General features: G+C 40.6%; 35 protein-coding genes. 3 read left to right on the top strand and 32 right to left on the bottom strand.

The features are described from left to right. Positions 1-114: 114 nt before the first annotated feature. From PCY06_RS10265 to PCY06_RS10420, 32 genes are all read right to left on the bottom strand, one after another. Positions 115-1,395, bottom strand: coding sequence for a glutamate-cysteine ligase family protein (locus PCY06_RS10265; protein ID WP_060554197.1), 1,281 nt, complete (start codon positions 1,393-1,395; stop codon positions 115-117). A 376-nt stretch (positions 1,396-1,771) separates the two neighbouring features. Beyond that, positions 1,772-2,158: a 50S ribosomal protein L17 gene (rplQ, locus tag PCY06_RS10270; protein ID WP_008809892.1), complete on the bottom strand. Its 387-nt coding sequence runs from the start codon at positions 2,156-2,158 to the stop codon at positions 1,772-1,774. A gap of 11 nt (positions 2,159-2,169) precedes the next feature. Then, positions 2,170-3,108, bottom strand: coding sequence for a DNA-directed RNA polymerase subunit alpha (locus tag PCY06_RS10275; RefSeq protein ID WP_008809893.1), 939 nt, complete (start codon positions 3,106-3,108; stop codon positions 2,170-2,172). Positions 3,109-3,153: 45 nt separating this feature from the next. Further along, positions 3,154-3,537: a 30S ribosomal protein S11 gene (rpsK, locus tag PCY06_RS10280; RefSeq protein WP_001118385.1), complete on the bottom strand. Its 384-nt coding sequence runs from the start codon at positions 3,535-3,537 to the stop codon at positions 3,154-3,156. 19 nt (positions 3,538-3,556) lie between these two features. After that, positions 3,557-3,922: a 30S ribosomal protein S13 gene (gene rpsM / locus PCY06_RS10285; protein ID WP_008809894.1), complete on the bottom strand. Its 366-nt coding sequence runs from the start codon at positions 3,920-3,922 to the stop codon at positions 3,557-3,559. A 16-nt stretch (positions 3,923-3,938) separates the two neighbouring features. Then, the gene (gene rpmJ / locus PCY06_RS10290; protein ID WP_001808836.1) at positions 3,939-4,055 is read right to left on the bottom strand and encodes a 50S ribosomal protein L36; all 117 of its coding nucleotides are present in this window, start codon (positions 4,053-4,055) and stop codon (positions 3,939-3,941) included. Between the two features lie 24 nt (positions 4,056-4,079). Further along, positions 4,080-4,298: a translation initiation factor IF-1 gene (gene infA / locus PCY06_RS10295; RefSeq protein WP_008809895.1), complete on the bottom strand. Its 219-nt coding sequence runs from the start codon at positions 4,296-4,298 to the stop codon at positions 4,080-4,082. A gap of 117 nt (positions 4,299-4,415) precedes the next feature. Next, on the bottom strand, positions 4,416-5,054 hold the full coding sequence (locus PCY06_RS10300) for an adenylate kinase (RefSeq protein ID WP_082307338.1): 639 nt from the start codon (positions 5,052-5,054) through the stop codon (positions 4,416-4,418). A 95-nt stretch (positions 5,055-5,149) separates the two neighbouring features. Beyond that, positions 5,150-6,460, bottom strand: coding sequence for a preprotein translocase subunit SecY (secY, locus tag PCY06_RS10305; protein ID WP_008809897.1), 1,311 nt, complete (start codon positions 6,458-6,460; stop codon positions 5,150-5,152). Between the two features lie 12 nt (positions 6,461-6,472). Further along, positions 6,473-6,913 (bottom strand): 50S ribosomal protein L15, encoded by a 441-nt coding sequence (gene rplO / locus PCY06_RS10310; protein ID WP_008809898.1) that lies wholly within the window; start codon positions 6,911-6,913, stop codon positions 6,473-6,475. Positions 6,914-7,068: 155 nt separating this feature from the next. Then, the gene (gene rpmD / locus PCY06_RS10315) at positions 7,069-7,251 is read right to left on the bottom strand and encodes a 50S ribosomal protein L30 (protein WP_002894509.1); all 183 of its coding nucleotides are present in this window, start codon (positions 7,249-7,251) and stop codon (positions 7,069-7,071) included. A 13-nt stretch (positions 7,252-7,264) separates the two neighbouring features. Continuing rightward, positions 7,265-7,759: a 30S ribosomal protein S5 gene (gene rpsE / locus PCY06_RS10320; RefSeq protein ID WP_006269137.1), complete on the bottom strand. Its 495-nt coding sequence runs from the start codon at positions 7,757-7,759 to the stop codon at positions 7,265-7,267. A gap of 18 nt (positions 7,760-7,777) precedes the next feature. Then, the gene (gene rplR, locus PCY06_RS10325) at positions 7,778-8,134 is read right to left on the bottom strand and encodes a 50S ribosomal protein L18 (RefSeq protein WP_005592009.1); all 357 of its coding nucleotides are present in this window, start codon (positions 8,132-8,134) and stop codon (positions 7,778-7,780) included. 82 nt (positions 8,135-8,216) lie between these two features. After that, positions 8,217-8,753, bottom strand: coding sequence for a 50S ribosomal protein L6 (gene rplF, locus PCY06_RS10330; RefSeq protein WP_060970448.1), 537 nt, complete (start codon positions 8,751-8,753; stop codon positions 8,217-8,219). Positions 8,754-8,941: 188 nt separating this feature from the next. Further along, positions 8,942-9,340 carry a 30S ribosomal protein S8 gene (gene rpsH, locus PCY06_RS10335; RefSeq protein WP_061594911.1) on the bottom strand — a complete coding sequence of 133 codons (399 nt, stop codon included), beginning with the start codon at positions 9,338-9,340 and terminating at the stop codon, positions 8,942-8,944. Positions 9,341-9,553: 213 nt separating this feature from the next. Next, positions 9,554-9,739, bottom strand: coding sequence for a type Z 30S ribosomal protein S14 (locus PCY06_RS10340; protein ID WP_001085697.1), 186 nt, complete (start codon positions 9,737-9,739; stop codon positions 9,554-9,556). Between the two features lie 17 nt (positions 9,740-9,756). After that, positions 9,757-10,299, bottom strand: a complete 543-nt coding sequence (rplE, locus tag PCY06_RS10345) for a 50S ribosomal protein L5 (protein WP_002894499.1) — start codon at positions 10,297-10,299, stop codon at positions 9,757-9,759. Positions 10,300-10,322: 23 nt separating this feature from the next. Continuing rightward, the gene (rplX, locus tag PCY06_RS10350) at positions 10,323-10,628 is read right to left on the bottom strand and encodes a 50S ribosomal protein L24 (protein WP_008809903.1); all 306 of its coding nucleotides are present in this window, start codon (positions 10,626-10,628) and stop codon (positions 10,323-10,325) included. A 74-nt stretch (positions 10,629-10,702) separates the two neighbouring features. After that, positions 10,703-11,071, bottom strand: coding sequence for a 50S ribosomal protein L14 (gene rplN, locus PCY06_RS10355; protein WP_002894494.1), 369 nt, complete (start codon positions 11,069-11,071; stop codon positions 10,703-10,705). Between the two features lie 25 nt (positions 11,072-11,096). Next, positions 11,097-11,357 carry a 30S ribosomal protein S17 gene (gene rpsQ / locus PCY06_RS10360; RefSeq protein WP_000440801.1) on the bottom strand — a complete coding sequence of 87 codons (261 nt, stop codon included), beginning with the start codon at positions 11,355-11,357 and terminating at the stop codon, positions 11,097-11,099. 23 nt (positions 11,358-11,380) lie between these two features. Beyond that, positions 11,381-11,587 (bottom strand): 50S ribosomal protein L29, encoded by a 207-nt coding sequence (rpmC, locus tag PCY06_RS10365; RefSeq protein WP_008809904.1) that lies wholly within the window; start codon positions 11,585-11,587, stop codon positions 11,381-11,383. Between the two features lie 9 nt (positions 11,588-11,596). Further along, the gene (gene rplP / locus PCY06_RS10370) at positions 11,597-12,010 is read right to left on the bottom strand and encodes a 50S ribosomal protein L16 (RefSeq protein WP_000960948.1); all 414 of its coding nucleotides are present in this window, start codon (positions 12,008-12,010) and stop codon (positions 11,597-11,599) included. A gap of 3 nt (positions 12,011-12,013) precedes the next feature. Beyond that, positions 12,014-12,667, bottom strand: coding sequence for a 30S ribosomal protein S3 (gene rpsC, locus PCY06_RS10375; protein WP_008809905.1), 654 nt, complete (start codon positions 12,665-12,667; stop codon positions 12,014-12,016). A gap of 12 nt (positions 12,668-12,679) precedes the next feature. Continuing rightward, positions 12,680-13,024 (bottom strand): 50S ribosomal protein L22, encoded by a 345-nt coding sequence (gene rplV / locus PCY06_RS10380; RefSeq protein WP_008809906.1) that lies wholly within the window; start codon positions 13,022-13,024, stop codon positions 12,680-12,682. 11 nt (positions 13,025-13,035) lie between these two features. Then, the gene (gene rpsS / locus PCY06_RS10385) at positions 13,036-13,317 is read right to left on the bottom strand and encodes a 30S ribosomal protein S19 (RefSeq protein ID WP_000533766.1); all 282 of its coding nucleotides are present in this window, start codon (positions 13,315-13,317) and stop codon (positions 13,036-13,038) included. 86 nt (positions 13,318-13,403) lie between these two features. Continuing rightward, positions 13,404-14,237: a 50S ribosomal protein L2 gene (gene rplB, locus PCY06_RS10390; protein ID WP_008809907.1), complete on the bottom strand. Its 834-nt coding sequence runs from the start codon at positions 14,235-14,237 to the stop codon at positions 13,404-13,406. Between the two features lie 17 nt (positions 14,238-14,254). Then, positions 14,255-14,551 carry a 50S ribosomal protein L23 gene (locus tag PCY06_RS10395; protein ID WP_008809908.1) on the bottom strand — a complete coding sequence of 99 codons (297 nt, stop codon included), beginning with the start codon at positions 14,549-14,551 and terminating at the stop codon, positions 14,255-14,257. Further along, complete coding sequence (rplD, locus tag PCY06_RS10400; protein WP_008809909.1) at positions 14,551-15,174, bottom strand: 50S ribosomal protein L4; 624 nt, start codon at positions 15,172-15,174, stop codon at positions 14,551-14,553. The genes PCY06_RS10395 and rplD overlap by 1 nt, the downstream gene beginning before the upstream one ends. A gap of 24 nt (positions 15,175-15,198) precedes the next feature. Next, positions 15,199-15,825, bottom strand: a complete 627-nt coding sequence (rplC, locus tag PCY06_RS10405; protein WP_008809910.1) for a 50S ribosomal protein L3 — start codon at positions 15,823-15,825, stop codon at positions 15,199-15,201. A 190-nt stretch (positions 15,826-16,015) separates the two neighbouring features. Beyond that, entirely contained in the window at positions 16,016-16,324 is a 309-nt protein-coding gene (gene rpsJ, locus PCY06_RS10410; protein ID WP_002894478.1) for a 30S ribosomal protein S10, read from the bottom strand. 397 nt (positions 16,325-16,721) lie between these two features. Further along, positions 16,722-17,390: an HAD family hydrolase gene (locus PCY06_RS10415; RefSeq protein WP_061596384.1), complete on the bottom strand. Its 669-nt coding sequence runs from the start codon at positions 17,388-17,390 to the stop codon at positions 16,722-16,724. Between the two features lie 56 nt (positions 17,391-17,446). Next, the gene (locus PCY06_RS10420; protein WP_008809912.1) at positions 17,447-18,739 is read right to left on the bottom strand and encodes an adenylosuccinate synthase; all 1,293 of its coding nucleotides are present in this window, start codon (positions 18,737-18,739) and stop codon (positions 17,447-17,449) included. A gap of 297 nt (positions 18,740-19,036) precedes the next feature. On the opposite strand from PCY06_RS10420, the gene gshAB reads away from it, so the two are divergent. The 3 genes from gshAB to dusB all read left to right on the top strand — a co-directional run bounded on the left by gshAB (position 19,037) and on the right by dusB (position 23,319). Beyond that, positions 19,037-21,292 carry a bifunctional glutamate--cysteine ligase GshA/glutathione synthetase GshB gene (gshAB, locus tag PCY06_RS10425; protein ID WP_008809913.1) on the top strand — a complete coding sequence of 752 codons (2,256 nt, stop codon included), beginning with the start codon at positions 19,037-19,039 and terminating at the stop codon, positions 21,290-21,292. Positions 21,293-21,482: 190 nt separating this feature from the next. Further along, positions 21,483-22,355, top strand: a complete 873-nt coding sequence (hslO, locus tag PCY06_RS10430; RefSeq protein WP_061596382.1) for an Hsp33 family molecular chaperone HslO — start codon at positions 21,483-21,485, stop codon at positions 22,353-22,355. After that, entirely contained in the window at positions 22,342-23,319 is a 978-nt protein-coding gene (gene dusB / locus PCY06_RS10435) for a tRNA dihydrouridine synthase DusB (protein WP_008809915.1), read from the top strand. Before hslO ends, dusB begins: the two co-directional genes overlap by 14 nt. Positions 23,320-23,321 lie beyond the last annotated feature (2 nt).

Genomic DNA, 23,321 nt, shown 5'->3' on the forward strand with positions numbered 1-23,321 from the left:
TTCGTCTTGTTCAGTTTTCAAAGGTCTTTGCCTCCCTCGGAGACAACTATCTTAGTATATCATCTACTCGCTAAACTGTCAACTACTTTTTTGAACTTTTTTTATATTTTTTTATTATTCTTCTTTTTCTTTGACTATCAAATTCTTTAGATAGAATTCCTCACCGTTATTTCGAGCTACCAAACCGACTATTGCCAATTGAATTAAGTCGTTTGCGAAGTTGCGAACATGAGTTGCCGCACTTCTGCTAATTTCTTTTTTGGAAAATTTTTGTCTTAACTGTTTATAATTACGCCCCTCCTTTTTAAAAAAGTCAGTTTCTTGTAGATATTTTTGTACATTTTCTAAGTTAGCCAGAATGCCGAGATGGAAAGCGGCAGAAATAAAGGTTCTATCAAAAGGCTGAGCACAAACACTTCGAAACTCGACAGTCCCTCTTGTTGTTAAATCTTGATACTGATAACTTCTGTGATTTTCAAAATCTTCTTGCTTCGGTGTTAATTCTACTGTTTCACCCGACAGATTGTATGCTTTAATTTTTTCATGACTTAAATAGTCAATTGCAGGAATTGGAAAGAAATAGTAGTCTTGATCACCTCTTTTAGCTGTGAAAACTGCAGATTTGCCAAGATAAGAAAAAAATTCATCTTCGTTTTGGAAATCTTTTAGATTGACACCTGCATTTTCTTGCAAGATTCCATGCATAGATTGTTCCCAAAAAATGTCTCGCGCAATTTTTGTATTCCATGAAGAATCTGGAAATTCAGAATTGGCAAAAAGATATGCTTTGGCTGCTTCAATTTGATTAAAAACATTAATAACACTTATAAAGTTTTCTTTAGAAACATCTAGTTGAATTTGATTTCCACAGATAAATGCTCCATATTCAGGATAAGAATGCAGGTCTTTTAATTTTAAAGTCTTGCTCATTGATAAATACTGCATTAACATTTCATAGCGAGGCGATTGAACTGGATTATTGTCATTTTTATCCCAAAAAGGATGAATTCCTTTCCCTTGCAATTCATGGTCATCTTCGCCCAAAATAGATTGGATAACACTTAGATATTCTGTGAATCGCTCTTCCACTTCTTGAATCTTTGTAGCTTTCTCAAACGCGAATTCTAAAATATTGTATGAAACTTCAAATAGAATTCTATCTTCATTTTCTTTAGACTTTATCTGGATTGGGTCTCCAACTCTATCAAACTTCTCTGCTTCAAAGGAATGCTGATCAATAAGGCGCTTTAGCAAGTTCTTAGCCACATTTATATCAGTTGCTTTTCCCTGACAATTTACAATAGGAAATTCCAACTCAATGCCTACATAGATAGTTGGTTTTTCTTTAATATTTTTTAAATATCGATCTTTTAATAGCTGTATTGCATTAGTCATTTTGAATTCCTATGATTTATCCTTGATATTTATTTTATTAAAAGTATAGCTCCGATAGAACTTACTTTATTTTATTTCTCAGCTCCTACCGTTTTTAACATTCTTTAAAAGGAAACTTAAGGAGATCTTCAAAATAATCATTCTTTGTATTAGAGTATTATAACAAAAATTCTATTTTTTTCCTATATTCAAGCAAAAACGCCTGCTTACGAAATTGTTTTTTTTATCAAAAAACAATTTCGTAAACAAGCGTCTACCTATCATCTCACTATATGATGAGTGTTCCCGCTAGGAAAAATCCTAGCGGTAGACCAGAGCTAGACTAAGAATAGAACATCTATTCCATCATCATAACACTCAACAAAGATTGATGATCTTATACTAATTCGATGATTGCCATCGGAGCAGCATCTCCACGACGTGGTTCAGTTTTAAGGATACGAGTATATCCACCATTGCGTTCTGCATAACGAGGTGCTAATTCAGAGAACAATTTTTGAAGTGCAGTAGTTGAAGTATATTTTTCAGTTGCTTCATCATAGTTTTCTGATGCAATTTCGTTACGAACAAAAGCAGCTGCTTGACGACGAGCATGCAAGTCACCACGTTTACCCAAGGTAATCATTTTTTCAACTGTTTTACGGATTTCTTTTGCACGAGCTTCTGTTGTTACGATTGATTCGTTGATAATCAAGTCAGTAGTCAAATCACGAAGCATTGCTTTACGTTGTGAGCTAGTGCGTCCTAATTTACGGTAAGCCATGTATTCCTCCTTTATTTATCGTTTTTTAACCCTAGACCTAAATCTGTTAGTTTAACTTTAACTTCTTCAAGACTCTTACGACCAAGGTTTCGAACTTTCATCATTTCAGGCTCAGTTTTTTCTGTCAAATCGTAAACTGTGTTAATACCAGCACGTTTCAAACAGTTATAAGAGCGAACAGACAAATCTAGTTCTTCAATAGTGCGTTCCAAAACATGATCATCTGAGCTCTTATCTACTTCTTTCATCACGTCAGTTGCTTTAGCTACCTCAGTAAGATCAGTAAAGAGATCCAAATGTTCAGTCAAGATACGCGCTGAAAGACCAAGTGCGTCTTCTGGAATGATTGTTCCATTTGTCATAATTTCAAGGGTTAGTTTGTCAAAACCATCATTGCTACCAACACGAGCTGGCTCAACTTGGTAATTAACTTTTGTCACTGGCGTATAGATGGAATCTACAGCGAGTGTCCCCACAGGTGCATCATCACGTTTATTTTGATCAGCTGGAACATAACCACGACCACTGTTGACAGTCATGACTGCTTTAAAGCGTGCTCCCTCACCGATTGTAAAGAGATAATGATCTGGGTTTACAATTTCGATATCGCTATCTGTCAAAATGTCTCCAGCAGTAATTTCTGCAGGACCTTCAACATCAAGTTCAATCATCTTTTCGTCTTGGACGTAAGATTTTACAGCAATACCTTTGATGTTAAGAATAATTTGCATAACATCTTCACGGACACCTGGGATAGTATCAAATTCGTGCAATACTCCTTCAATATTGATAGAAGTAACTGCTGCTCCTGGTAATGAAGCCAACAAGACACGACGAAGTGAGTTCCCAAGAGTTGTACCATAACCACGTTCAAGCGGTTCTACTACAAACTTGCCATAATCTTTATTTTCATCAATTTTTGTTATATTTGGTTTTTCAAACTCAATCATTTAGTTAACTCCCTCTTAAACGAAAAGCAGTGTAATTGTTGGTGATTATACACGGCGACGTTTTGGAGGACGAGCACCATTGTGTGGTACAGGAGTCACATCACGAATAGCTGTTACTTCAAGACCAGCGGCAGCAAGAGCACGAATAGCTGACTCACGACCAGAACCTGGACCTTTTACAGTAACTTCAACTGATTTAAGACCGTGTTCTTGTGCAGATTTAGCAGCTGCTTCAGATGCCATTTGGGCAGCAAATGGTGTAGATTTACGAGAACCTTTAAAACCAAGAGCACCAGCAGATGACCAAGCAATCGCATTACCATGCACATCAGTAATCATAACAATAGTGTTATTAAATGTAGCGTGAATATGTGCAATACCAGATTCGATATTTTTTTTCACACGACGTTTACGCGTTGGTTTAGCCAAGACTTTTTACCTCCTTATATTATTTTTTCTTACCAGCAATCGCAACAGCTTTACCTTTACGAGTGCGAGCGTTATTTTTAGTGTTTTGTCCACGAACAGGAAGTCCACGACGATGACGGATTCCACGATATGAACCGATTTCCATCAAACGTTTGATGTTTAGGTTTACTTCACGGCGAAGGTCACCTTCAACTTTGATCGCATCCACTTCACGACGGATAGCGTCTTCTTGATCAGGTGTCAAGTCTTTTACACGAACGTCTTCAGAAACTCCAGCAGCAGCTAAAATTTTCTTAGATGTTGGAAGACCGATACCATATACGTAAGTAAGTGATACGACTACACGTTTGTCATTTGGAATATCAACTCCAGCAATACGAGCCATGTTTTCTCCTTTCTAATTAACCTTGACGTTGTTTGTGTTTTGGATTTGCAGGGCAAATAACCATAACACGACCATTACGACGAATAACTTTACAGTATTCGCAAATTGGTTTGACCGATGGTCTTACTTTCATTTCTTAATCCTCCAAGTTTTTCCATTATTTAAAGCGGTAGGTGATCCGTCCACGAGTCAAATCATACGGACTCATTTCGACAGTAACACGGTCTCCCGCTAAAATACGAATATAGTTTTTACGAATTTTACCAGAAACTGTTGCTAAAATCTGATGTCCATTTTCAAGTTCAACCGTAAACATTGCGTTTGGCATAGTATCAATTACCTTGCCTTCGACTTCGATCACATCATCTTTTGCCACGCAAAAGTACCTCCCTAAATTTTGATTCATCACCTCTGGACACAGAGGTAACAATTATAAGTCAGACTAATTCATTGTATCACTACTTGTCAAATATTGCAAGCGTGAAAAACGCTTTTATTTCAATTTTCCCAAGACTTTTTCGATATCTGAAAATACATCATTAATATCTTGATTACCTTGGATATCATGGACTAATTTTAGTTCTCTGTAGTGTGCTAAAATAGGCTTGCCTTGAGCAATATTTACATCCAAACGGCGCTTAACTGTTTCAGGTTTATCGTCTTCCCTTTGGTAATAATCTTCTTCATTGTAGTTTGCTGGCGGATTAAAGATCTTATGGAAAGTTTCGCCAGTTTGACGGTGAATGATTCTTCCACTTAAACGCTCTAAGAGGCAACTTGGATCAACTTCAATATTGATGACACCATCAAGATCAATGCCAAGATCTTTTAAAATAGCATCTAAAGCGTAGGCTTGATCAATAGTACGAGGATAACCGTCCAAAAGGAAGCCTGTTTCTTTAATATCTTCTTGAGACAAACGTTCTTTTACAATTCCATTGGTAACTTCATCCGGAACCAGTTCACCTTTGTCAATATATGATTTAGCGAGCACGCCCATCTCAGTTTGATTAGCCATTGCAGCGCGGAACATATCACCTGTAGAAATATGTGCTACCTTAAATTTTTCAACGATTTTCGCTGCTTGAGTTCCCTTACCTGCACCAGGTAAGCCAATAATCAAAAGATTCATGTTGATTCTCCTTTTTTGTTTTTCCATAAATCTATTAAACCGGTTAATAAACTTATCCAAAAACAAAATAGAAGGCTGACTAAGTCAACCTATTTCTATTTTGTTGTTGTATTCATAAAGCCGGTATATTTTCTCTTCAGTAAATATCCTTCCAATTGTTTCATTCCTTCGATACCAGTGGCAATGATGATCAAAAGACTGGTACCTCCCAAAGCGACTGTATCTGATAAACCAAATAAGTCTTTTGCAATGATCGGGATGATTGAAATAAAACCTAGGAATAATGAACCAACAGTAGCCAATCGGCGAAGTAGTTTCGACATAAATTGCTCAGTTCCTTTTCCTGGACGTACTCCTGGAATATAGGCACCACTCTTTTGTAGATTTTCAGCTGCTTTTTCTGGATTAATCTGTACAAAGGTATAGAAGAATGTAAACAGAATAATCAGCAAAGCATACATAGCAATACCTGTTGGTGTTGTTGTCGCAAGCAAAGACTGAGCTGTACGAACCCATCCCCAATCATTACCAGATGCGCTTAAAAACTGTAGAACAGCTGCCGGCGCGGCAGTGATTGAACTTGCAAAGATTACCGGAATAACTCCTGCTGGATTGACCTTCAAAGGAAGATATGAACTGGAAGGAGCACCTTGGGCAATCTTTGTATATTGGATTGGGATTTTGTATTCTGCTTGTTGTACATAAGTTGTAAAGTAGACAATGAGTAAAACCGCTACAATCAAACAAGCTACAAAGATGATTGAAGATTGCAATCTGTCACTTGGTACATTGACAAAGTAATCTTCATAAATACCTTTAACCATCTCCGGAATTGATGCAACAATCCCGGCAAAGATAATCATAGATACACCATTTCCATAGCCCTTATCAGTAATTTGTTCACCAAGCCAAACAACAATCATTGATCCAGTTGTTAAGATAGATCCAATGAATAGGTAGGTTTGCCAGTTAGGTGCCGCAACTAGTTTAGTACTAGACAAGGCATTAAAACCAGCAGTAATACCGATAGATTGTACAAAAGCAAGTGCTAAGGAAATATAGCGTGTTGCTTGATTTAACTTTCTACGGCCTACTTCACCTTGTTTACCCCATTCAACAAACTTCGGTAACAAATCCATTTGAAGGAGTTGCACCACGATGGAAGCTGTGATATATGGGCTCACCCCTAGCGCAAATACTGAAAAGTTTTTCATGGCATTACCTGACACCAAGCTTAGCATGTTCAGGAATGACAAGCCACTTAAGGCTTCTAAACTTTTTGCATTTACACCAGGAACAGTGATTGTAGTACCAATACGAAAGACTAAGATAATAAAAATAGTAAATAAAATCTTAGAGCGTACTTGCTTTATCTTAAATGCGTCTTTTAATAGTTTGAAAAACATAGGTCACCTCTCTTAGATGACTTCCACTGAACCACCTTTAGCAGTGATAGCTTCTTCAGCAGATTTAGAGAATTTAGCTGCTTTAACAGTCAATTTCTTTGTCAATTCTCCGTTACCAAGAATTTTAACGCCAGATTTTTCAGCTTTTACAATACCTGATTCAACAAGCACAACTGGTGTTACTTCTGCACCGTCTTCAAAAGCATTCAACTGATCAAGGTTAACGATAGCATACTCTTTGCGGTTTACGTTCAAGAAACCACGTTTTGGAAGACGACGGAACAATGGAGTTTGTCCACCTTCAAAACCAAGACGAACACCGCCACCGCTACGAGCTTTTTGACCTTTTTGACCACGGCCAGCTGTCTTACCGTTACCAGATGAAGTACCACGACCAACACGGTTACGGACTTTACGAGAACCTGCAGCAGGTTGTAATTCATGAAGTTTCATTATTTATTTTCTCCTCTTTTGTAAAATGCTAGCGCTCATATAGGAGAAAAGGTGTCTCCTATACAAACTCGCCTATACATATATTTAGTTTTAGGGGCTGAGAAAAACCCATCCCCTAATGTATTTTAAATTTAAAGTTGTTAAACCAGCAAAGCTTATTTAACTTCTTCAACAGTTACCAAGTGAGATACTGCAGTAATCATACCACGTACTGCTGGGTTATCTTCTTTAATAACTGAGCTGTTCAATTTGCCAAGTCCAAGTGCTACAACAGTTTTGCGTTGTGACGGAATGCGTCCGATTGGAGACTTAGTCAAAGTAATTTTAATTTGAGCCATGTGATCCCCTTTCTTATGCCAAGTCAGAAACTGAAATACCACGAAGGGCAGCAACTTCTTCAGCGCGTTTTAATTGTTTCAAACCTTCAACAGTTGCTCGAACAATGTTGATTGGAGTGTTAGAACCAAGTGATTTAGATGTTACATCTGCCACACCTGCCAATTCGATAACGGCACGAACAGCGCCGCCGGCAGCAACTCCAGAACCTTCCACAGCAGGTTTCAACAATACTTTAGCTCCACCAAATTCTGAAAGAACTTCGTGAGGAATTGTTGTGCCAACCATTGGTACTTCAATCAAGTTTTTCTTCGCATCTTCAACTGCCTTGCGAATAGCTTCTGGTACTTCTTGAGCTTTACCAGTACCGAAGCCTACACGACCATTGCGGTCACCGACAACTACAAGAGCTGCAAAACGAAGACGACGTCCACCTTTAACAACTTTAGTAACACGGTTAATCGCAACTACGCGTTCTTCAAGTTCAACTGCATTGTCTTTAAATGCCATTTTCTAGTGTCCTCCCTATTAGAATTTCAATCCGTTTTCACGAGCTGCATCAGCCAAAGCTTTTACACGTCCGTGATAGAGATATCCACCGCGGTCAAACACCACTTCAGAAATACCTTTAGCAACTGCACGTTCAGCAACGAGTTTACCAACAACAACGGCTTGTTCAGTCTTAGTTCCTTTTGAAACTTCTTTGTCAAGAGTTGAAGCGCTTGCGAGCGTTACACCCGCTACGTCATCAATCACTTGAGCGTAGATGCCTGTATTAGAACGGAATACGTTCAAACGTGGGCGATCAGCAGTTCCAGAGAGTTTTCCGCGAACACGACGGTGGCGTTTTTGGCGGACTTTGTTTTTATCTGGTTTCGTAATCACAATTTTCACCTCTTATTATTAATCTTGTGCTTAAGCACAAAGTTGGAAACAAAGGATAGGGTTGAAGATCAACCGAATCACATTATTTACCAGTTTTACCTTCTTTACGGCGAACAAATTCACCAACGTAGCGGATACCTTTACCTTTATATGGTTCTGGAGCACGTAAGCTACGAACGTAAGCAGCTGTTTGTCCAACAGCTTCTTTTGAAATTCCGCTGATAACGATAGTCGTTGGATTTGGAAGTTCAAAAGTAATTCCTTCTGGAGCTTCAACTTCGTCTGGGTGAGATTTACCAACAGCCAAGACAAGTTTCTTTCCTTGAAGTTGTGCACGGTAACCAACCCCACGCATTTCAAGTTCTTTCTTGAATCCTTCTGAAACACCAATAACCATGTTGTTCAAAAGGGCACGAGTTGTTCCGTGGATAGTTTTCATTTCTTTTGAATCGTTTGGACGGTGAAGTGTTACTTCTGTACCTTCCACACGGATTTCAATATCTTTTGAGAACTCACGAGTAAGTTCTCCTTTAGGTCCTTTTACAGTTACAACGTTGCCATTGTTAGTGATTTCAACACCAGCAGGCAACACAATAACTTTATTACCAATACGTGACATGTTTATTTTCTCCTGTTAAATTGTCAGGCCATGACGGCCAGTTTTCACGGGGGTTAAATCGATTTCTCGATTTAAAGGAACATTTAGGTTTCAATTTCAAAGTGAATCTAGGCATCGTCTCGCAGGCATAACTTTGGGTTAGGCAAGAGACGATAACGAAGAGTCACAAAGAAATTGGGAGCTAAATATTACCAAACGTAAGCGATAATCTCACCACCAACATTCTTTTGGCGTGCTTCTTTATCAGTAAGCAAACCTTCAGAAGTTGAAAGGATAGCAATTCCAAGTCCGTTTAATACTTTTGGAAGATCTTCACGTTTTTTGTAAACACGAAGTCCTGGTTTAGAAACACGTTTCAAACCTGTGATAACTTTTTCACCATTTTGTCCGTATTTAAGAAATACACGGATGATGCCTTGTTTGTCATCTTCGATAAATTCAACGTTTTTTACAAAACCTTCGCGTTTAAGGATTTCTGCAATCCCTTTTTTAATATTTGATGCAGGTACTTCAAGCACTTCATGGTTTGCTTGGTTAGCATTACGAATGCGTGTCAAAAAGTCTGCAATTGGGTCAGTCATAACCATTTTTTATTTCTCCTCTTACTAGTAGTTTGCAAGTTGCACTTGCTAGTTAATGATTGAGCTATGCTCAGATAGTATTGATACTTTCAAATAAGATAACTCTTATTTGAACACGAGCTACAACCTGGGCAAAAAAGATAAATTTGTTTTGAAGCATCGCTCCTTCACCAAATTTCCTATTTTTGCTGTGGTTGTTACGCTCTTTGTATCATCATATTACCAAGATGCTTTGGTAACGCCAGGAATTTGTCCTTTGTATGCTAATTCACGGAAGCAAACACGGCAAAGTTTAAACTTGCGGTATACAGAATGTGGACGGCCACATTTTTCACAACGAGTATAAGCTTGCGTAGAGAACTTAGCTGGGCGTTTGTTCTTAGCAATCATTGATTTTTTAGCCATTTGTTTTACCTCCTATATTATTTTGCAAAAGGCATTCCAAGGCCTGTAAGCAATTCGCGTGACTCTTCGTCAGTGTTAGCAGTTGTAACGATAACGATGTCAAGACCACGAGTCTTATCAACGTCATCAAAATTGATTTCTGGGAAGATCAGTTGTTCTTTCACACCAAGTGTGTAGTTTCCGCGTCCATCAAAAGATTTTGTTGGAACACCGTGGAAATCACGGACACGTGGAAGAGAAACTGAAACCAATTTATCCAAGAATTCATACATACGTTCGCCACGAAGGGTTACTTTAGCACCGATCGCTACACCTTCACGAAGACGGAAGCCGGCGATTGATTTTTTAGCTTTAGTGATAAGTGGTTTTTGACCTGAGATAAGAGCCAATTCTTCAGCAGCTTTTTCAAGGTTTTTAGCGTTTGATACAGCGTCACCAACACCCATGTTCAAAACGATTTTATCCACTTTTGGCACAGCCATAACAGATGAGTAGTTGAACTTTTCAGTCAAAGCAGGAACTACTTCTTTAAGATATTTTTCTTTTAAACGATTTGCCATTATACTTCTCCTTTCCTTCGTGATTAGTCAAGCACTTCGCCTGATTTTTTATTGTAACGAACTTTTTTGCCGTCTACAAATTTGTAGCCAACACGACCTGCAACTCCATTTTTATCCAAAACTTGAACGTTTGAAACATGGATTGGTGCTTCTTTTTCCACGATAGCACCTTGAGGGTGTTCGTTATTAGGTTTTTGGTGTTTTTTAACGATGTTTACACCTTCAACAACAACTTTGTTAACTTTTGGAAGTGCTGTTACGACAAGAGCTTCAACACCCTTATCTTTTCCAGCGATAACACGAACTTTGTCGCCTTTTTTTACAAACATTGGGTTCTCCTTTGATTTCTTACGCCCTGAATGGGCACCCTGGATAAATCCAGGGGACTAGTTTGTTTTTTCGATTAAAGTACTTCTGGGGCAAGTGAAACGATCTTCATGAAGCCACCGTCACGCAATTCACGTGCAACAGGACCGAAGATACGAGTTCCGCGAGGAGTTTTGTCTTCACGGATAATTACCGCAGCATTTTCGTCAAATTTGATGTATGAACCATCTTTACGACGAGCACCTGATTTAGTACGAACGATAACAGCTTTTACAACGTCACCTTTTTTAACCGCACCACCAGGAGTAGCTTGTTTTACAGATGCAACGATCACATCGCCGATGTTAGCGAACTTACGTCCTGAACCACCAAGAACTTTGATTGTCAGGATTTCGCGAGCACCACTGTTATCGGCAACTTTCAAACGAGTTTCTGTTTGAATCATTTAAGTTTTCTCCTTTCTGGTTTGATTAGATGATTACCGCTTCTTCAACAACTTCTACAAGACGGAAGCGTTTTGTAGCTGAAAGCGGACGAGTTTCCATGATACGAACGATATCGCCTTCTTTGGCAACATTGTTTTCATCATGTGCTTTGTACTTCTTGGAGTAGTTAATACGTTTACCATAGACTGGGTGGTTACGTTTAGTTTCAACTACAACTGTGATTGTTTTGTCCATTTTGTCAGAAACAACGCGTCCGACAAGAACTTTACGATTATTGCGTTCCATTGAAATTCTCCTTCCCTAGTCTATTATTTAACTTCTGATTGAATAGTTTTGATACGAGCGATTTGTTTTTTCACTTCTTTCAAGCGAGCAGTTTGCTCTAATTGACCAGCAGCTGCTTGGAAACGAAGCTCAAACAATTCTTTCTTCAATTCATTTTCACGCTTCGCGAGTTCTTCTTGAGAAAGACCACGAAGTTCTTTAACAAATTCTTTTACTTCATTAAGTTTCATGCCTTCTCCTTATTCTGCTTCACGTTTCACGAACTTACATTTAACTGGTAACTTGTGGCTTGCAAGACGAAGCGCTTCACGAGCGATTTCTTCAGAAACGCCAGCAACTTCAAACATCACTTTACCACGTTTAACTGGTGCTACCCAACCTTCAGGAGCCCCTTTACCAGATCCCATACGTACACCGATAGCTTTTGCAGTGTATGATTTGTGTGGGAAAATCTTAATCCAAACTTTACCACCACGTTTCATGTAACGAGTCATAGCGATACGGGCAGCTTCGATTTGGCGGTTAGTGATCCAGTGGCTAGTAGTTGCTTGAAGACCATATTCTCCAAATGCTACTTCTTTTCCACCTTTGGCTTCACCGCGCATTTTTCCACGGAATTCGCGACGGTGTTTAACACGTTTAGGTACTAACATTGGTTATTTACCTCCTTTAGTGTTTTTACGAGCTGGAAGAATTTCACCACGGTAGATCCATACTTTAACACCAAGTTTACCGTAAGTAGTATCTGCTTCTTCCCAAGCGTAATCGATATCCGCACGAAGTGTGTGAAGAGGAACAGTTCCTTCTGAGTATCCTTCGCTACGAGCAATATCTGCACCGTTCAAACGACCTGATACTTGAGTTTTGATTCCTTTTGCACCTGCACGCATAGTACGTTGGATAGCTTGTTTTTGAGCACGACGGAAAGCGACACGCTGCTCTAATTGACGAGCGATTCCTTCACCAACAAGATGAGCATCCAAATCTGGAGATTTGATTTCAATGATGTTGATGTGAACTTGTTTACCTGTCAATTTGTTAAGTTTTGCACGGAGTGCATCAACATTTGCTCCACCTTTACCGATAACCATACCTGGCTTAGCAGTGTGAAGAGAAACGTTAACTTTGTTTACTGCGCGTTCAATTTCAATAGTTGAAACTGCTGCGTCAGCCAATTCTTTTTGAACGAATTTACGGATTGCAAGATCTTCATGAAGGTAATCCGCGTATTCTTTTTCAGCATACCATTTGGCATCCCAATCACGGATGATGCCGACACGCATACCAATTGGATGTACTTTTTGACCCACGATGTTACCTCCTTATTTTTCTGCAACTACCACAGTAATGTGGCTTGTGCGTTTGTTGATTGGTGAAGCTGAACCTTTAGCGCGCGGACGGAAACGTTTCATAGTTGGTCCTTCGTTTGCGAAAGCTTCAGATACTACCAAGTTAGCTTTTTCCAAACCAAAGTTGTTTTCAGCATTAGCGATTGCAGAGTTCAATACTTTTTCGATAATACCAGCAGCTTTGTTTGGAGTGAATTTCAAGATTGCGATTGCGTCAGCGACGTTTTTACCACGAATGTTGTCAAGAATAAGACGAGATTTACGAGGTGAAACACGCACTGTACGAGCCATTGCTTTAGCTGAAGTAATTTCTGCCATTTATGTTCTCCTTATTTTCTACGTGTTTTCTTGTCGTCTGCAGCGTGACCTTTGTAAGTACGTGTTGGTGCAAACTCACCAAGTTTGTGACCTACCATGTCTTCTTGGATGTAAACAGGTACGTGTTTACGTCCGTCATAAACTGCGATTGTGTAACCAATGAAACTTGGGAAGATCGTTGAACGACGTGACCAAGTTTTGATAACTTTTTTCTTTTCGTCGTTAGCTTGAGCTTCAACTTTTTTCATCAAATGCTCATCGACGAAAGGTCCTTTTTTAAGACTGCGTCCCATTATATTTTTTCTCCTTTAAAATAAGTACCACAGCGGCCTGCGCTGACTAAGCAGCGCTACCGAGCTGGCGGATAGATTGTTTTAAATTATTTCTCGTTGCGACGACGAACGATAAGTTTGTCAGATTTCGCTTTTTTGTTACGAGTTTTAAGTCCAAGAGCAGGTTTGCCCCATGGAGTTGATGGCGCTTTACGACCAACTGGTGCTTTACCTTCACCACCACCGTGTGGGTGATCGTTAGGGTTCATTACAGAACCGCGAACTGTTGGGCGGATACCTTTCCAACGGTTACGTCCTGCTTTACCAAGGTTTACAAGTCCATGTTGTTCATTTCCGACAACACCAACTGTAGCGCGGCAAGTACCAAGAATCATACGAACTTCACCAGATTGAAGACGAACAAGCGTGTACTTACCTTCTTGACCCAATACTTGAGCAGAAGCTCCAGCAGCACGAACTAATTCACCACCACGACCTGGTTTTAACTCGATATTGTGAATCAAAGTACCAACTGGGATGTTAGCAAGTGGAAGAGCATTTCCGACTTTGATATCTGCTTCAGGACCTGAAACGATGCGTTGACCAACTTCAAGACCTTTAGGAGCGATGATATAAGCTTTCACACCGTCAGTGTAGTGAACCAAAGCAATGTTAGCTGAACGATTTGGATCATACTCGATTGTTTTTACAACTGCTTCAACAGCGTCTTTGTTACGTTTGAAGTCGATCAAACGGTAGTGACGCTTGTGACCGCCACCTTGGTGACGGACAGTGATGCGACCGTTGTTGTTACGACCAGCCTTGCTCTTCAACGAAACAAGCAAAGATTTTTCTGGAGTGCTGGTAGTGATTTCAGCGAAATCCAAAGAAGTCATATTACGGCGACCGTTTGTTGTTGGTTTATAAACACGAATTCCCACGATATATCCTCCTTAGATTATTCTGCTTCAGCACCAAACAACTCGATTGCTTTTGAATCAGCTGTTAAAGTGATGATAGCTTTTTTAGTTTTGTTAGTAAAACCAGTGTAACGTCCAACGCGTTTTGCTTTTGGTTTTACATTGATAGTGTTAACGTTAGCAACTTTAACTCCTTCAAAAGCAGCTTCAACAGCTTGCTTAATCAAAAGTTTGTGAGCGCGAGTGTCAACTTCAAATACATATTTCCCTGCTTCAAGTTGAGCCATTGAGCTTTCAGTGATGACAGGTTTTTTGATAACGTCATACAAATTCATTATGCAAGAACCTCCTCAATTTTAGAGATAGCTGCTTGAGTAACAAGAAGTTTGTCACTGTTTACGATATCAAGAACACTTGCAGTTGTTGCAGTTGCAACCTTAACATTTGGAAGGTTACGTGCTGAAAGTGCAGCGAATTCGTTTCCTTCTTCAAGAATAACAAGTACTTTTGTGTCGATGCTTAGTGCAGCAAGCACTTTTGCAAACTCAGCAGTTTTTGGAGCTGTAAATGAAAGGCTGTCTACAGCTACGAATTTGTTTTCAGCAACTTTTTCAGAGTAAACTGATTTAAGCGCTAATCTACGAACTTTACGTGGAAGTTTGTAAGCATATGAACGAGGAGTTGGGCCGAACACGACACCACCACCACGCCATTGTGGAGAGCGGATAGAACCTTGACGAGCACGTCCAGTTCCTTTTTGACGCCATGGTTTGCGTCCGCCGCCTGATACTGCAGAACGGTTTTTAACAGCGTGAGTTCCTTGACGAAGGCTAGCACGTTGGCTGATGATAACATCAAAGACAACTGATTCGTTTGGTTCAATACCAAAGATCGCATCGTTCAGAACTACTTCACCAGCTTCTTTACCAGTTTGGTCAAATAATTTTACGTTTGCCATTATGACTGATTTCCCCTTTCTTTATTATTTACCAGCTTTAACTGCTGACTTGATAGTGATAAGAGATTTCTTAGCACCAGGTACGTTTCCTTTGATAAGGATAACGTTTTTCTCTGGAACAACTTGTGCAATTTCAAGGTTTTGAATTGTCACACGGTTGCCACCCATACGTCCAGCCAAGTGTTTGTTTTTGAAAACACGGTTAGGCGCAACTGGTCCCATTGAACCAGGACGACGGTGGTAACGAGAACCGTGAGCCATTGGACCACGAGATTGACCGTGGCGTTTGATAACACCTTGGAAACCTTTACCTTTTGAAGTTCCTGTTACATCAACAACATCGCCGGCTGCGAAAGTGTCAACAGTGATTTCAGCACCAACTTCTAAGCCTTCAATGTTTTTGAATTCACGAATGAAGCGCTTAGGAGCCGTGTTAGCTTTTGCTACATGTCCTTTAGCAGGTTTGTTACTCAATACGTCGCGAAGATCGTCGAAACCAACTTGAACTGCGTTGTAACCATCTGTTTCAACTGTTTTAACTTGAAGAACAACGTTTGGAGTTGCTTCAATAACAGTTACAGGGATTAATTCGCCAGCTTCAGTGAAGATTTGAGTCATTCCCACTTTTTTCCCTAAGATTCCTTTTGTCATGAGAAAATGTTTCCTTTTCTATTATTTTTTCAAAAAGTTTTTAACGAGCGTTTTTTATGCTCAAACACAAGATACAAAAGGCGTTAAGAACTCGCAGCAAAAATAGGAGATTGATGCAGCGAGCGACGCTCGCAAGGCAATCTATCTTTTTTGCAAAGAGTTTAGCCTGTGTTCGATTGTGCTATTTAGATTAAAGTTTAATCTCTACGTTCACACCACTTGGAAGATCCAATTTCATCAAAGCGTCAACTGTTTTTTGAGTTGGGTTGATGATGTCGATCAAGCGTTTGTGAGTACGCATTTCGAATTGTTCGCGAGAGTCTTTATATTTGTGAGTCGCACGAATGATTGTGTAGAGGCTACGTTCAGTTGGAAGTGGGATTGGACCCGCAACTTCAGCACCTGTACGAGTAGCAGTTTCTACGATTTTTGCAGCCGCTGTGTCAAGTGTACGATGTTCGTATGCTTTCAAACGGATGCGGATTTTTTTGTTTGCCATCTTTTTCTCCTTTTCGTCTATTTAAGATAATAGGCTAGCTCCACAAGAAAACCGACAGGCGGTTGCGTGGCAATGCAACCGAGCGTGTCGCAACCTCTTGCATCAAAGCTACACGCTGTATTTTTACAGCACCATAGTATCTTAACACAAAGATGCATGCATTGCAAGGGATTTGAGAGATTTTTTTAACTATTTTTAATGAAAATGTTTTCTATCCATTTTGTTGTTTATTTTATAGAAGAAAGCTTGACATTTTTGAGATTTTTCTCGTTTTAGTACAAAAGAAAACCACCTTTCAAGGTGGTTTTTGGGAGATTATTATGAAAAAGAAAAGTTTTAGGATTTCTAAACAAAGTTAGGAGATCTTTGTTTATGATTACAGTATAAGGTCTTTAACTTAAAATATCCTTAAGCTTTTTTTAAAAAGTAATAAATTTTCCAGTTCACAGACGTCTTTAACAATAAACGTCGCTCCCGCTTTTTCTAATTCTTCTTTTGTACCAAAGCCGTAAAGAACCCCGATAGACTCAATCTTTTGTATTTGAGCCCCTATAATATCATGCTCACGATCACCGACCATAATTGTTTCGGAGAGATTTTTAATTTTCGTTTTTTCTAAAGCATAACCAATAACATCTGCTTTTTTGCTTCTACTACCATCCATAGTAGCTCCTGCTACAAAGTCAAAATAGTCATACAGATCAAAATGTTTAAGAATTTGAGTTGAAAATTTTTCAGGCTTAGAGGTTGCCACTATCAATTTCTTATCAGCTTGTTTGAGAGAAGACAATATTTCCCGAATCCCTTTATAAACTTCATTTTCATAGAGGCCTTTTTCAGAAAAATATTCTCGATAATATTCCACAGCTTGTAGACTTTCTTCCTCTGAAAAACCATAAAAGTGTTCAAAAGAATACTTCAGTGGTGGACCGATGAAAACTCTTAATTCTTTTTTATCTTGCACTTCGATACCAAATTTCTCTAAAGCATAAGCCACAGAATTAGTTATTCCTAACTCAGAGTTGGTCAAAGTCCCATCTAAATCAAATAAGATATTTTGATACATGTTTTTCCCTTTTCTTTTTTAAAAAGGCGGGAAATTTTCCCAGCCTCTTTCATCAATTATAAACTTGACCAGACACTTTCCAAAATATTAGTTTGGTCGCGGTCAGGTCCAACTGAGAAGGTGGAAATACGTACACCAACCAACTCACTTACTCGCCGAACATAGTTGCGAGCATTTTCTGGAAGATCTTCTAACTTACGAACGCCAGTAATATCTTCAGACCATCCAGGAAGCTCTTCGTAAATCGGCTTACAACGTTTAAGCTGTTCCAAACTAGCTGGATAGTGGTCGATTCTTTGGCCATCCAAATCATAGGCTACACAGATCTTGACTGTATCCAGACCACTCAAAACATCGATGGAGTTAAGTGAAAGATTGGTGATCCCTGACACTCGGCGACTATGGCGCATAACAACAGAGTCAAACCAACCAACTCGACGCGGACGGCCTGTTGTTGTACCATACTCATGGCCGACTTCACGTATGCGGTCTCCTACTTCATCGAAAAGCTCTGTCGGGAATGGCCCATCACCAACACGACTTGTATAGGCTTTACAAACACCCACTACTTTGTCAATCTTGCTAGGACCCACACCAGAACCGATCGTTACACCGCCAGCAACAGGATTAGAGGAGGTTACAAATGGATAAGTTCCTTGGTCAATATCTAGCATAACTCCTTGAGCCCCTTCAAAGAGCACTCGCTTGCCTTGATCCAGCGCATCGTTTAAGATGACAGAGGTGTCTGTCACATACTGCTTGATTTGTTGCCCATATTCATAGTATTCTTCAAAAATATCATCAAAGTTAATTGCTGTGCTATCGTACAATCTCTCAAAGAGGCGATTTTTCTCAGCTAAATTACGCTCCAAGCGTTCCCTGAAAATGTCTCTATCTAAGAGATCTGCAATCCGGATACCAACACGCGCAGCCTTATCCATATAAGCAGGTCCAATTCCTTTAATAGTAGTTCCAATTTTATTGTCACCTTTGGCCTCTTCCTGCAGGCGATCCAGCTCAATATGATAAGGTAAGATAACATGAGCCCGGTCTGAGATACGAAGATTATCCGTTGTCACACCTTCTTCATGTAAATAATTCAGTTCTTTAACTAGAGATTTAGGATTAACCACCATCCCGTTTCCAATGACTGAGATTTTTTCTGGGAAGAAAATCCCTGATGGAATCAAGTGCAGTTTGTACTTCTTACCGTCAATCACGATGGTATGACCAGCATTGTCACCACCTTGATAACGAGCAATCACTTCGGCATTAGCAGAAAGGAAGTCTGTGATCTTTCCTTTCCCTTCATCTCCCCACTGGGTTCCTACAACAACTACTGATGTCATAATTTTGTCTGAGCTGAGACAGCTCGTCCTTTCTTACATACAAGGCAGGAATCTCACCTGCTGGTATATCTTACACTTTATTATAAGAAATTTATTGCCATTTTTCAAGAAGAGATAGGGATTTCATTTGGATTTTAACTTTTGGAAATGAATTAGTTTTTCACAAAATCTGTTTTTTCTGATATTAATTAGTTTATTTTAAATAAAAGTTCGGATTTTTATTAAAATCGTAGTAGAAATTTGTTTTCTTTTTCCGTTTGTAATAGACTAAAATTACTATCATAGGACGGTGAAACGATGACGATTAATCAATTACTGCAGAAACTGGATACATCAAGCCCTATTCTTCAAGCGACCTTTGGTCTAGAGAGGGAAAATCTCCGAGTTGACTTGGATGGACACTTAGCCCAAACTGCCCATCCAAGTCAACTCGGTTCAAGGAATTTCCACCCAAGCATCCAAACAGACTTCAGCGAGCAACAACTAGAACTAATAACACCTATTGCTCACTCGACTAAGGAAGCTAGGCGCTTACTGGGGGCTATTAGTGACGTGGCGGCCCGCTCGATTGATCAGAACGAGCGCCTCTGGCCTCTGTCCATGCCACCGCAGCTGACTGAAGAGGAGATTGTCATTGCTTGTCTGGAAAACGACTATGAGCGCCACTACCGAGAGGGCTTGGCGGAAAAATATGGCAAAAAACTACAGGCTATCTCTGGTATCCACTACAACATGGAGCTAGGGAAAGATCTAGTCACTGCTCTCTTTCAAGTCAGCTCCTATCAATCACTTAAGGATTTTAAAAACGGCCTCTATCTCAAGCTGGCTCGAAACTTTCTGCGTTTCCGCTGGATCTTAACCTATCTCTACGGTGCTGCACCTTTGGCAGAAACTGGCTTCTACAGTCAGGAAATTTCCCAGCCTATCCGCTCTTTTCGTAACAGCGACTATGGCTATGTCAATGACGAAAATATTCAAGTGTCCTACGCTTCTTTGGAGCAATATGTAACCGATATTGAAAACTACGTTCAGTCAGGCGAGCTCAGCGCTGAAAAAGAATTTTACTCAGCCGTTCGCTTCCGTGGACAGAAGCACAATCGTGCCTATCTGGAGCAAGGTATCACTTATCTAGAATTCCGCTGCTTCGATCTCAATCCTTTTGACCATTTAGGTATTAGCCAAGAAACCTTAGATACCGTCCATCTCTTTTTACTGAGCCTGCTCTGGCTAGATGATGTAGAAAATGTTGATGCGGCATTAAAAGCTGCCCACGACTTGAACCAAAAGATTGCTTGTAGCCATCCACTGACTGCCCTGCCAGATGAGGCAGACAGCTCAGCCCTTCTCCAAGCCATGGAAGAGCTTATCCAGCATTTTGAACTGCCAACTTACTACCAAACCTTACTTCAACATCTTAAGGAGGCGCTACAAAATCCTCAGCTAACCCTATCTGGCCAGCTCCTGCCTCATATCCAGCATGATTCCTTAATGGCCTTTGGGCTAGAAAAAGCAGAGGAATATCACCGCTACGCTTGGACTGCTCCTTATGCCCTCAAAGGCTACGAAAATATGGAACTATCCACCCAGATGCTACTCTTTGATGCTATCCAAAAGGGGCTTAATGTCGAAATTTTAGATGAAAATGACCAATTTCTCAAGCTTTGGCATGGTCGCCATGTGGAATATGTCAAGAACGGCAATATGACCTCCAAGGATAACTATGTCATCCCTCTGGCCATGGCCAATAAAACCGTCACCAAAAAGATTTTGGCTGCAGCTGACTTTCCCGTTCCAGCTGGAGCAGAATTTTCTTCCCTAGAGGATGGACTGGCCTATTACCCTTTGATTAAGGACCGACAAATTGTTGTCAAACCAAAGTCAACTAACTTCGGACTAGGCATCTCCATCTTCCAAGAACCAGCTAGTCTGGAAGCTTATCGCAAGGCTTTGGAAATCGCTTTTTCAGAAGACGCTGCTGTCTTAGTGGAAGAATTTATCGCTGGAACGGAGTACCGCTTCTTTGTCTTAGACGGTCAGTGTGAGGCAGTCCTCTTGCGAGTAGCAGCCAATGTCGTCGGAGACGGTCAGCATACCTTGAGAGAATTGGTTGCCATCAAAAACGACAATCCGCTACGGGGTCGGGATCATCGATCACCGCTTGAAATCATTGAACTGGGGGACATTGAACTGCTCATGCTGGACCAGCAAGGCTATGGACCAGATGATATCCTGCCTGCTGGAGTCAAGGTTGACTTGCGACGCAATTCCAATATTTCTACCGGCGGAGACTCGATTGACGTCACAGACAGCATGCACCCATCTTATAAGGAACTTGCTGCGAACATGGCAAAGGCTATGGGAGCTTGGGCCTGTGGCGTTGACCTGATTATTCCTGACAGCTCTGCTATTTCTACCAAGGAAAATCCTAACTGCACCTGCATCGAGCTCAATTTCAACCCCTCTATGTATATGCACACCTATTGTGCTGAGGGGCCGGGACAAAGCATCACCCCTAAAATACTGGCCAAACTTTTCCCAGAAATGGACCTGTAAAATAAGAAAACGCAGAAGATGTCCCTGCGTTTTTTGTTTTGTAACCGAGGTAAAGTTTAAGATGATAACCTAAAAGAATTAAGCTTGATTGCTACTACAAGTTTAAAATTTCTTTAAGCCCTCTTCACAAACTTGAAAAAACAAGCGCAAGCCTGCGCCCCTTTCTCTATTTTGTGTTAAAATAAAAGGTATGGACAAAATTATCAAAACTATCTCAGAAAATGGCTCTTTCCGTGCTTATGTGCTGGATAGCACAGAGACGGTTCGGACCGCTCAAGAAAAACATCAAACTCAAGCCAGTTCTACTGTTGCACTTGGCCGCACACTGATTGCCAGCCAGATTTTGGCTGCAAATGAAAAAGGCCAGACCAAGATTACCGTCAAGGTTCTCGGAACCAGCTCACTAGGCGCGATTATCACAGTGGCAGATACAGAGGGTAATGTCAAAGGTTATGTACAGAATCCCGGTGTAGATATCAAAAAGACAGCTACTGGCGAAGTACTGGTTGGTCCTTTTGTTGGCCAAGGCGAATTCCTCGTTATCACGGACTACGGTACGGGCAATCCATACAACTCCATGACTCCTCTCATCTCTGGAGAAATCGGCGAAGACCTAGCTTTCTACCTAACTGAAAGCCAGCAAACACCTTCCGCTGTTGGTCTCAATGTTCTCTTAGATGAGAACGACAAAGTCAAGGTTGCCGGTGGTTTCTTGGTACAAGTTCTGCCTGGTGCTAAAGAAGCTGAAATTGCCCGCTTTGAGAAGCGAATCCAAGAAATGCCTGCCATATCAAAACTGCTGGAATCCGATGACCATATCGAAGCTCTGCTGGCTGCCATCTATGGTGATGAGCCATACAAACGCCTGTCTGAAGAAGAAATCCGCTTCCAGTGCGACTGTAGCAAAGAACGCTTCATGAATGCCTTGGCTACCCTGCCAAAGGCTGACTTGGAAGAGATGCGTGACCAAGATCAAGGTGCTGAAATCGTCTGCCAATTCTGCCAGACAGCCTATCACTTTGACCAAAATGACCTGGAGGAACTGATTCGTGACAAATCTTAATACCCCTTTTATGATCGGAAATGTCGAAATTCCCAACCGCACTGTTCTGGCACCTATGGCCGGCGTAACCAATTCTGCTTTCCGAACCATTGCCAAAGAGCTGGGAGCGGGCCTGGTCGTCATGGAAATGGTCTCTGACAAGGGCATCCAGTATAACAACGAAAAAACCCTCCACATGCTCCACATTGACGAGGGAGAAAATCCAGTCTCTATCCAACTTTTCGGTAGTGACGAAGATAGCTTAGCCCGCGCAGCAGAATTTATCCAAGAAAACACTAAAACGGACATCGTTGATATCAATATGGGCTGCCCGGTCAATAAAATCGTCAAAAATGAAGCTGGAGCCATGTGGCTTAAGGATCCCGAGAAAATCTATAAAATCATCAACAAAGTACAGTCAGTGCTAGATATTCCCCTGACAGTCAAGATGCGGACTGGCTGGTCTGACAGCTCGCTAGCCGTAGAAAATGCTCTAGCAGCTGAAGCCGCTGGAGTCTCAGCCCTGGCTATGCACGGTCGCACCCGTGAGCAAATGTATACAGGCCATGCTGATCTTGAAACTTTGCACGACGTTGCGCAAGCCCTTACCAAGATTCCCTTTATTGCAAACGGAGACATTCGTAGCGTTCAAGAGGCTAAACAACGTATCGAAGAAGTCGGAGCTGATGCCGTTATGATAGGTCGAGCTGCTATGGGTAATCCTTACCTCTTCAATCAGATCAACCACTACTTTGAAACGGGTGAAATCCTTCCGGACTTGACCTTTGAAGATAAAATGAAAATTGCCCACGACCACCTTAAACGTTTGATTGATCTCAAAGGGGAACATATTGCCGTTCGAGAATTCCGAGGCCTAGCTCCACACTACCTGCGTGGAACATCCGGAGCTGCTAAACTACGAGGTGCGATTTCTCAAGCAAACACCCTTGCTGAAATTGAAGAGCTCTTGCAAATTCAAAAATAAAA

This window comes from Streptococcus sp. SG1 (genome assembly GCF_030439935.1).
Lineage (GTDB): Bacteria > Bacillota > Bacilli > Lactobacillales > Streptococcaceae > Streptococcus > Streptococcus gordonii.

What these genes read in the sequence shown, in the direction of transcription:
- rplO (WP_008809898.1), bottom strand. Translation starts at nt 6,913, where the DNA reads ATGAAACTTCATGAATTACAACCTGCTGCAGGTTCTCGTAAAGTCCGT.
- hslO (WP_061596382.1), top strand. Translation starts at nt 21,483, where the DNA reads ATGGACAAAATTATCAAAACTATCTCAGAAAATGGCTCTTTCCGTGCT.
- rpmC (WP_008809904.1), bottom strand. Translation starts at nt 11,587, where the DNA reads ATGAAACTTAATGAAGTAAAAGAATTTGTTAAAGAACTTCGTGGTCTT.
- rplE (WP_002894499.1), bottom strand. Translation starts at nt 10,299, where the DNA reads ATGGCAAATCGTTTAAAAGAAAAATATCTTAAAGAAGTAGTTCCTGCT.
- PCY06_RS10265 (WP_060554197.1), bottom strand. Translation starts at nt 1,395, where the DNA reads ATGACTAATGCAATACAGCTATTAAAAGATCGATATTTAAAAAATATT.
- rpsS (WP_000533766.1), bottom strand. Translation starts at nt 13,317, where the DNA reads ATGGGACGCAGTCTTAAAAAAGGACCTTTCGTCGATGAGCATTTGATG.
- secY (WP_008809897.1), bottom strand. Translation starts at nt 6,460, where the DNA reads ATGTTTTTCAAACTATTAAAAGACGCATTTAAGATAAAGCAAGTACGC.
- rplQ (WP_008809892.1), bottom strand. Translation starts at nt 2,158, where the DNA reads ATGGCTTACCGTAAATTAGGACGCACTAGCTCACAACGTAAAGCAATG.
- PCY06_RS10300 (WP_082307338.1), bottom strand. Translation starts at nt 5,054, where the DNA reads ATGAATCTTTTGATTATTGGCTTACCTGGTGCAGGTAAGGGAACTCAA.
- rpsM (WP_008809894.1), bottom strand. Translation starts at nt 3,922, where the DNA reads ATGGCTCGTATTGCTGGAGTTGATATTCCAAATGACAAACGTGTAGTC.
- PCY06_RS10420 (WP_008809912.1), bottom strand. Translation starts at nt 18,739, where the DNA reads ATGACATCAGTAGTTGTTGTAGGAACCCAGTGGGGAGATGAAGGGAAA.
- rplP (WP_000960948.1), bottom strand. Translation starts at nt 12,010, where the DNA reads ATGTTAGTACCTAAACGTGTTAAACACCGTCGCGAATTCCGTGGAAAA.
- PCY06_RS10415 (WP_061596384.1), bottom strand. Translation starts at nt 17,390, where the DNA reads ATGTATCAAAATATCTTATTTGATTTAGATGGGACTTTGACCAACTCT.
- rpsQ (WP_000440801.1), bottom strand. Translation starts at nt 11,357, where the DNA reads ATGGAACGCAATAATCGTAAAGTTCTTGTCGGACGCGTTGTTTCTGAC.
- PCY06_RS10275 (WP_008809893.1), bottom strand. Translation starts at nt 3,108, where the DNA reads ATGATTGAGTTTGAAAAACCAAATATAACAAAAATTGATGAAAATAAA.
- PCY06_RS10395 (WP_008809908.1), bottom strand. Translation starts at nt 14,551, where the DNA reads ATGAATTTGTATGACGTTATCAAAAAACCTGTCATCACTGAAAGCTCA.
- rplF (WP_060970448.1), bottom strand. Translation starts at nt 8,753, where the DNA reads ATGTCACGTATTGGTAATAAAGTTATTGTGTTGCCTGCTGGTGTTGAA.
- rplV (WP_008809906.1), bottom strand. Translation starts at nt 13,024, where the DNA reads ATGGCAGAAATTACTTCAGCTAAAGCAATGGCTCGTACAGTGCGTGTT.
- rplD (WP_008809909.1), bottom strand. Translation starts at nt 15,174, where the DNA reads ATGGCAAACGTAAAATTATTTGACCAAACTGGTAAAGAAGCTGGTGAA.
- rpmD (WP_002894509.1), bottom strand. Translation starts at nt 7,251, where the DNA reads ATGGCTCAAATTAAAATTACTTTGACTAAGTCTCCAATCGGACGCATT.
- rplC (WP_008809910.1), bottom strand. Translation starts at nt 15,825, where the DNA reads ATGACAAAAGGAATCTTAGGGAAAAAAGTGGGAATGACTCAAATCTTC.
- gshAB (WP_008809913.1), top strand. Translation starts at nt 19,037, where the DNA reads ATGACGATTAATCAATTACTGCAGAAACTGGATACATCAAGCCCTATT.
- rpsE (WP_006269137.1), bottom strand. Translation starts at nt 7,759, where the DNA reads ATGGCATTTAAAGACAATGCAGTTGAACTTGAAGAACGCGTAGTTGCG.
- rpsJ (WP_002894478.1), bottom strand. Translation starts at nt 16,324, where the DNA reads ATGGCAAACAAAAAAATCCGCATCCGTTTGAAAGCATACGAACATCGT.
- rpsH (WP_061594911.1), bottom strand. Translation starts at nt 9,340, where the DNA reads ATGGTTATGACTGACCCAATTGCAGACTTTTTGACACGCATTCGTAAT.
- rplX (WP_008809903.1), bottom strand. Translation starts at nt 10,628, where the DNA reads ATGTTTGTAAAAAAAGGCGACAAAGTTCGTGTTATCGCTGGAAAAGAT.
- PCY06_RS10340 (WP_001085697.1), bottom strand. Translation starts at nt 9,739, where the DNA reads ATGGCTAAAAAATCAATGATTGCTAAGAACAAACGCCCAGCTAAGTTC.
- rpmJ (WP_001808836.1), bottom strand. Translation starts at nt 4,055, where the DNA reads ATGAAAGTAAGACCATCGGTCAAACCAATTTGCGAATACTGTAAAGTT.
- rplN (WP_002894494.1), bottom strand. Translation starts at nt 11,071, where the DNA reads ATGATTCAAACAGAAACTCGTTTGAAAGTTGCCGATAACAGTGGTGCT.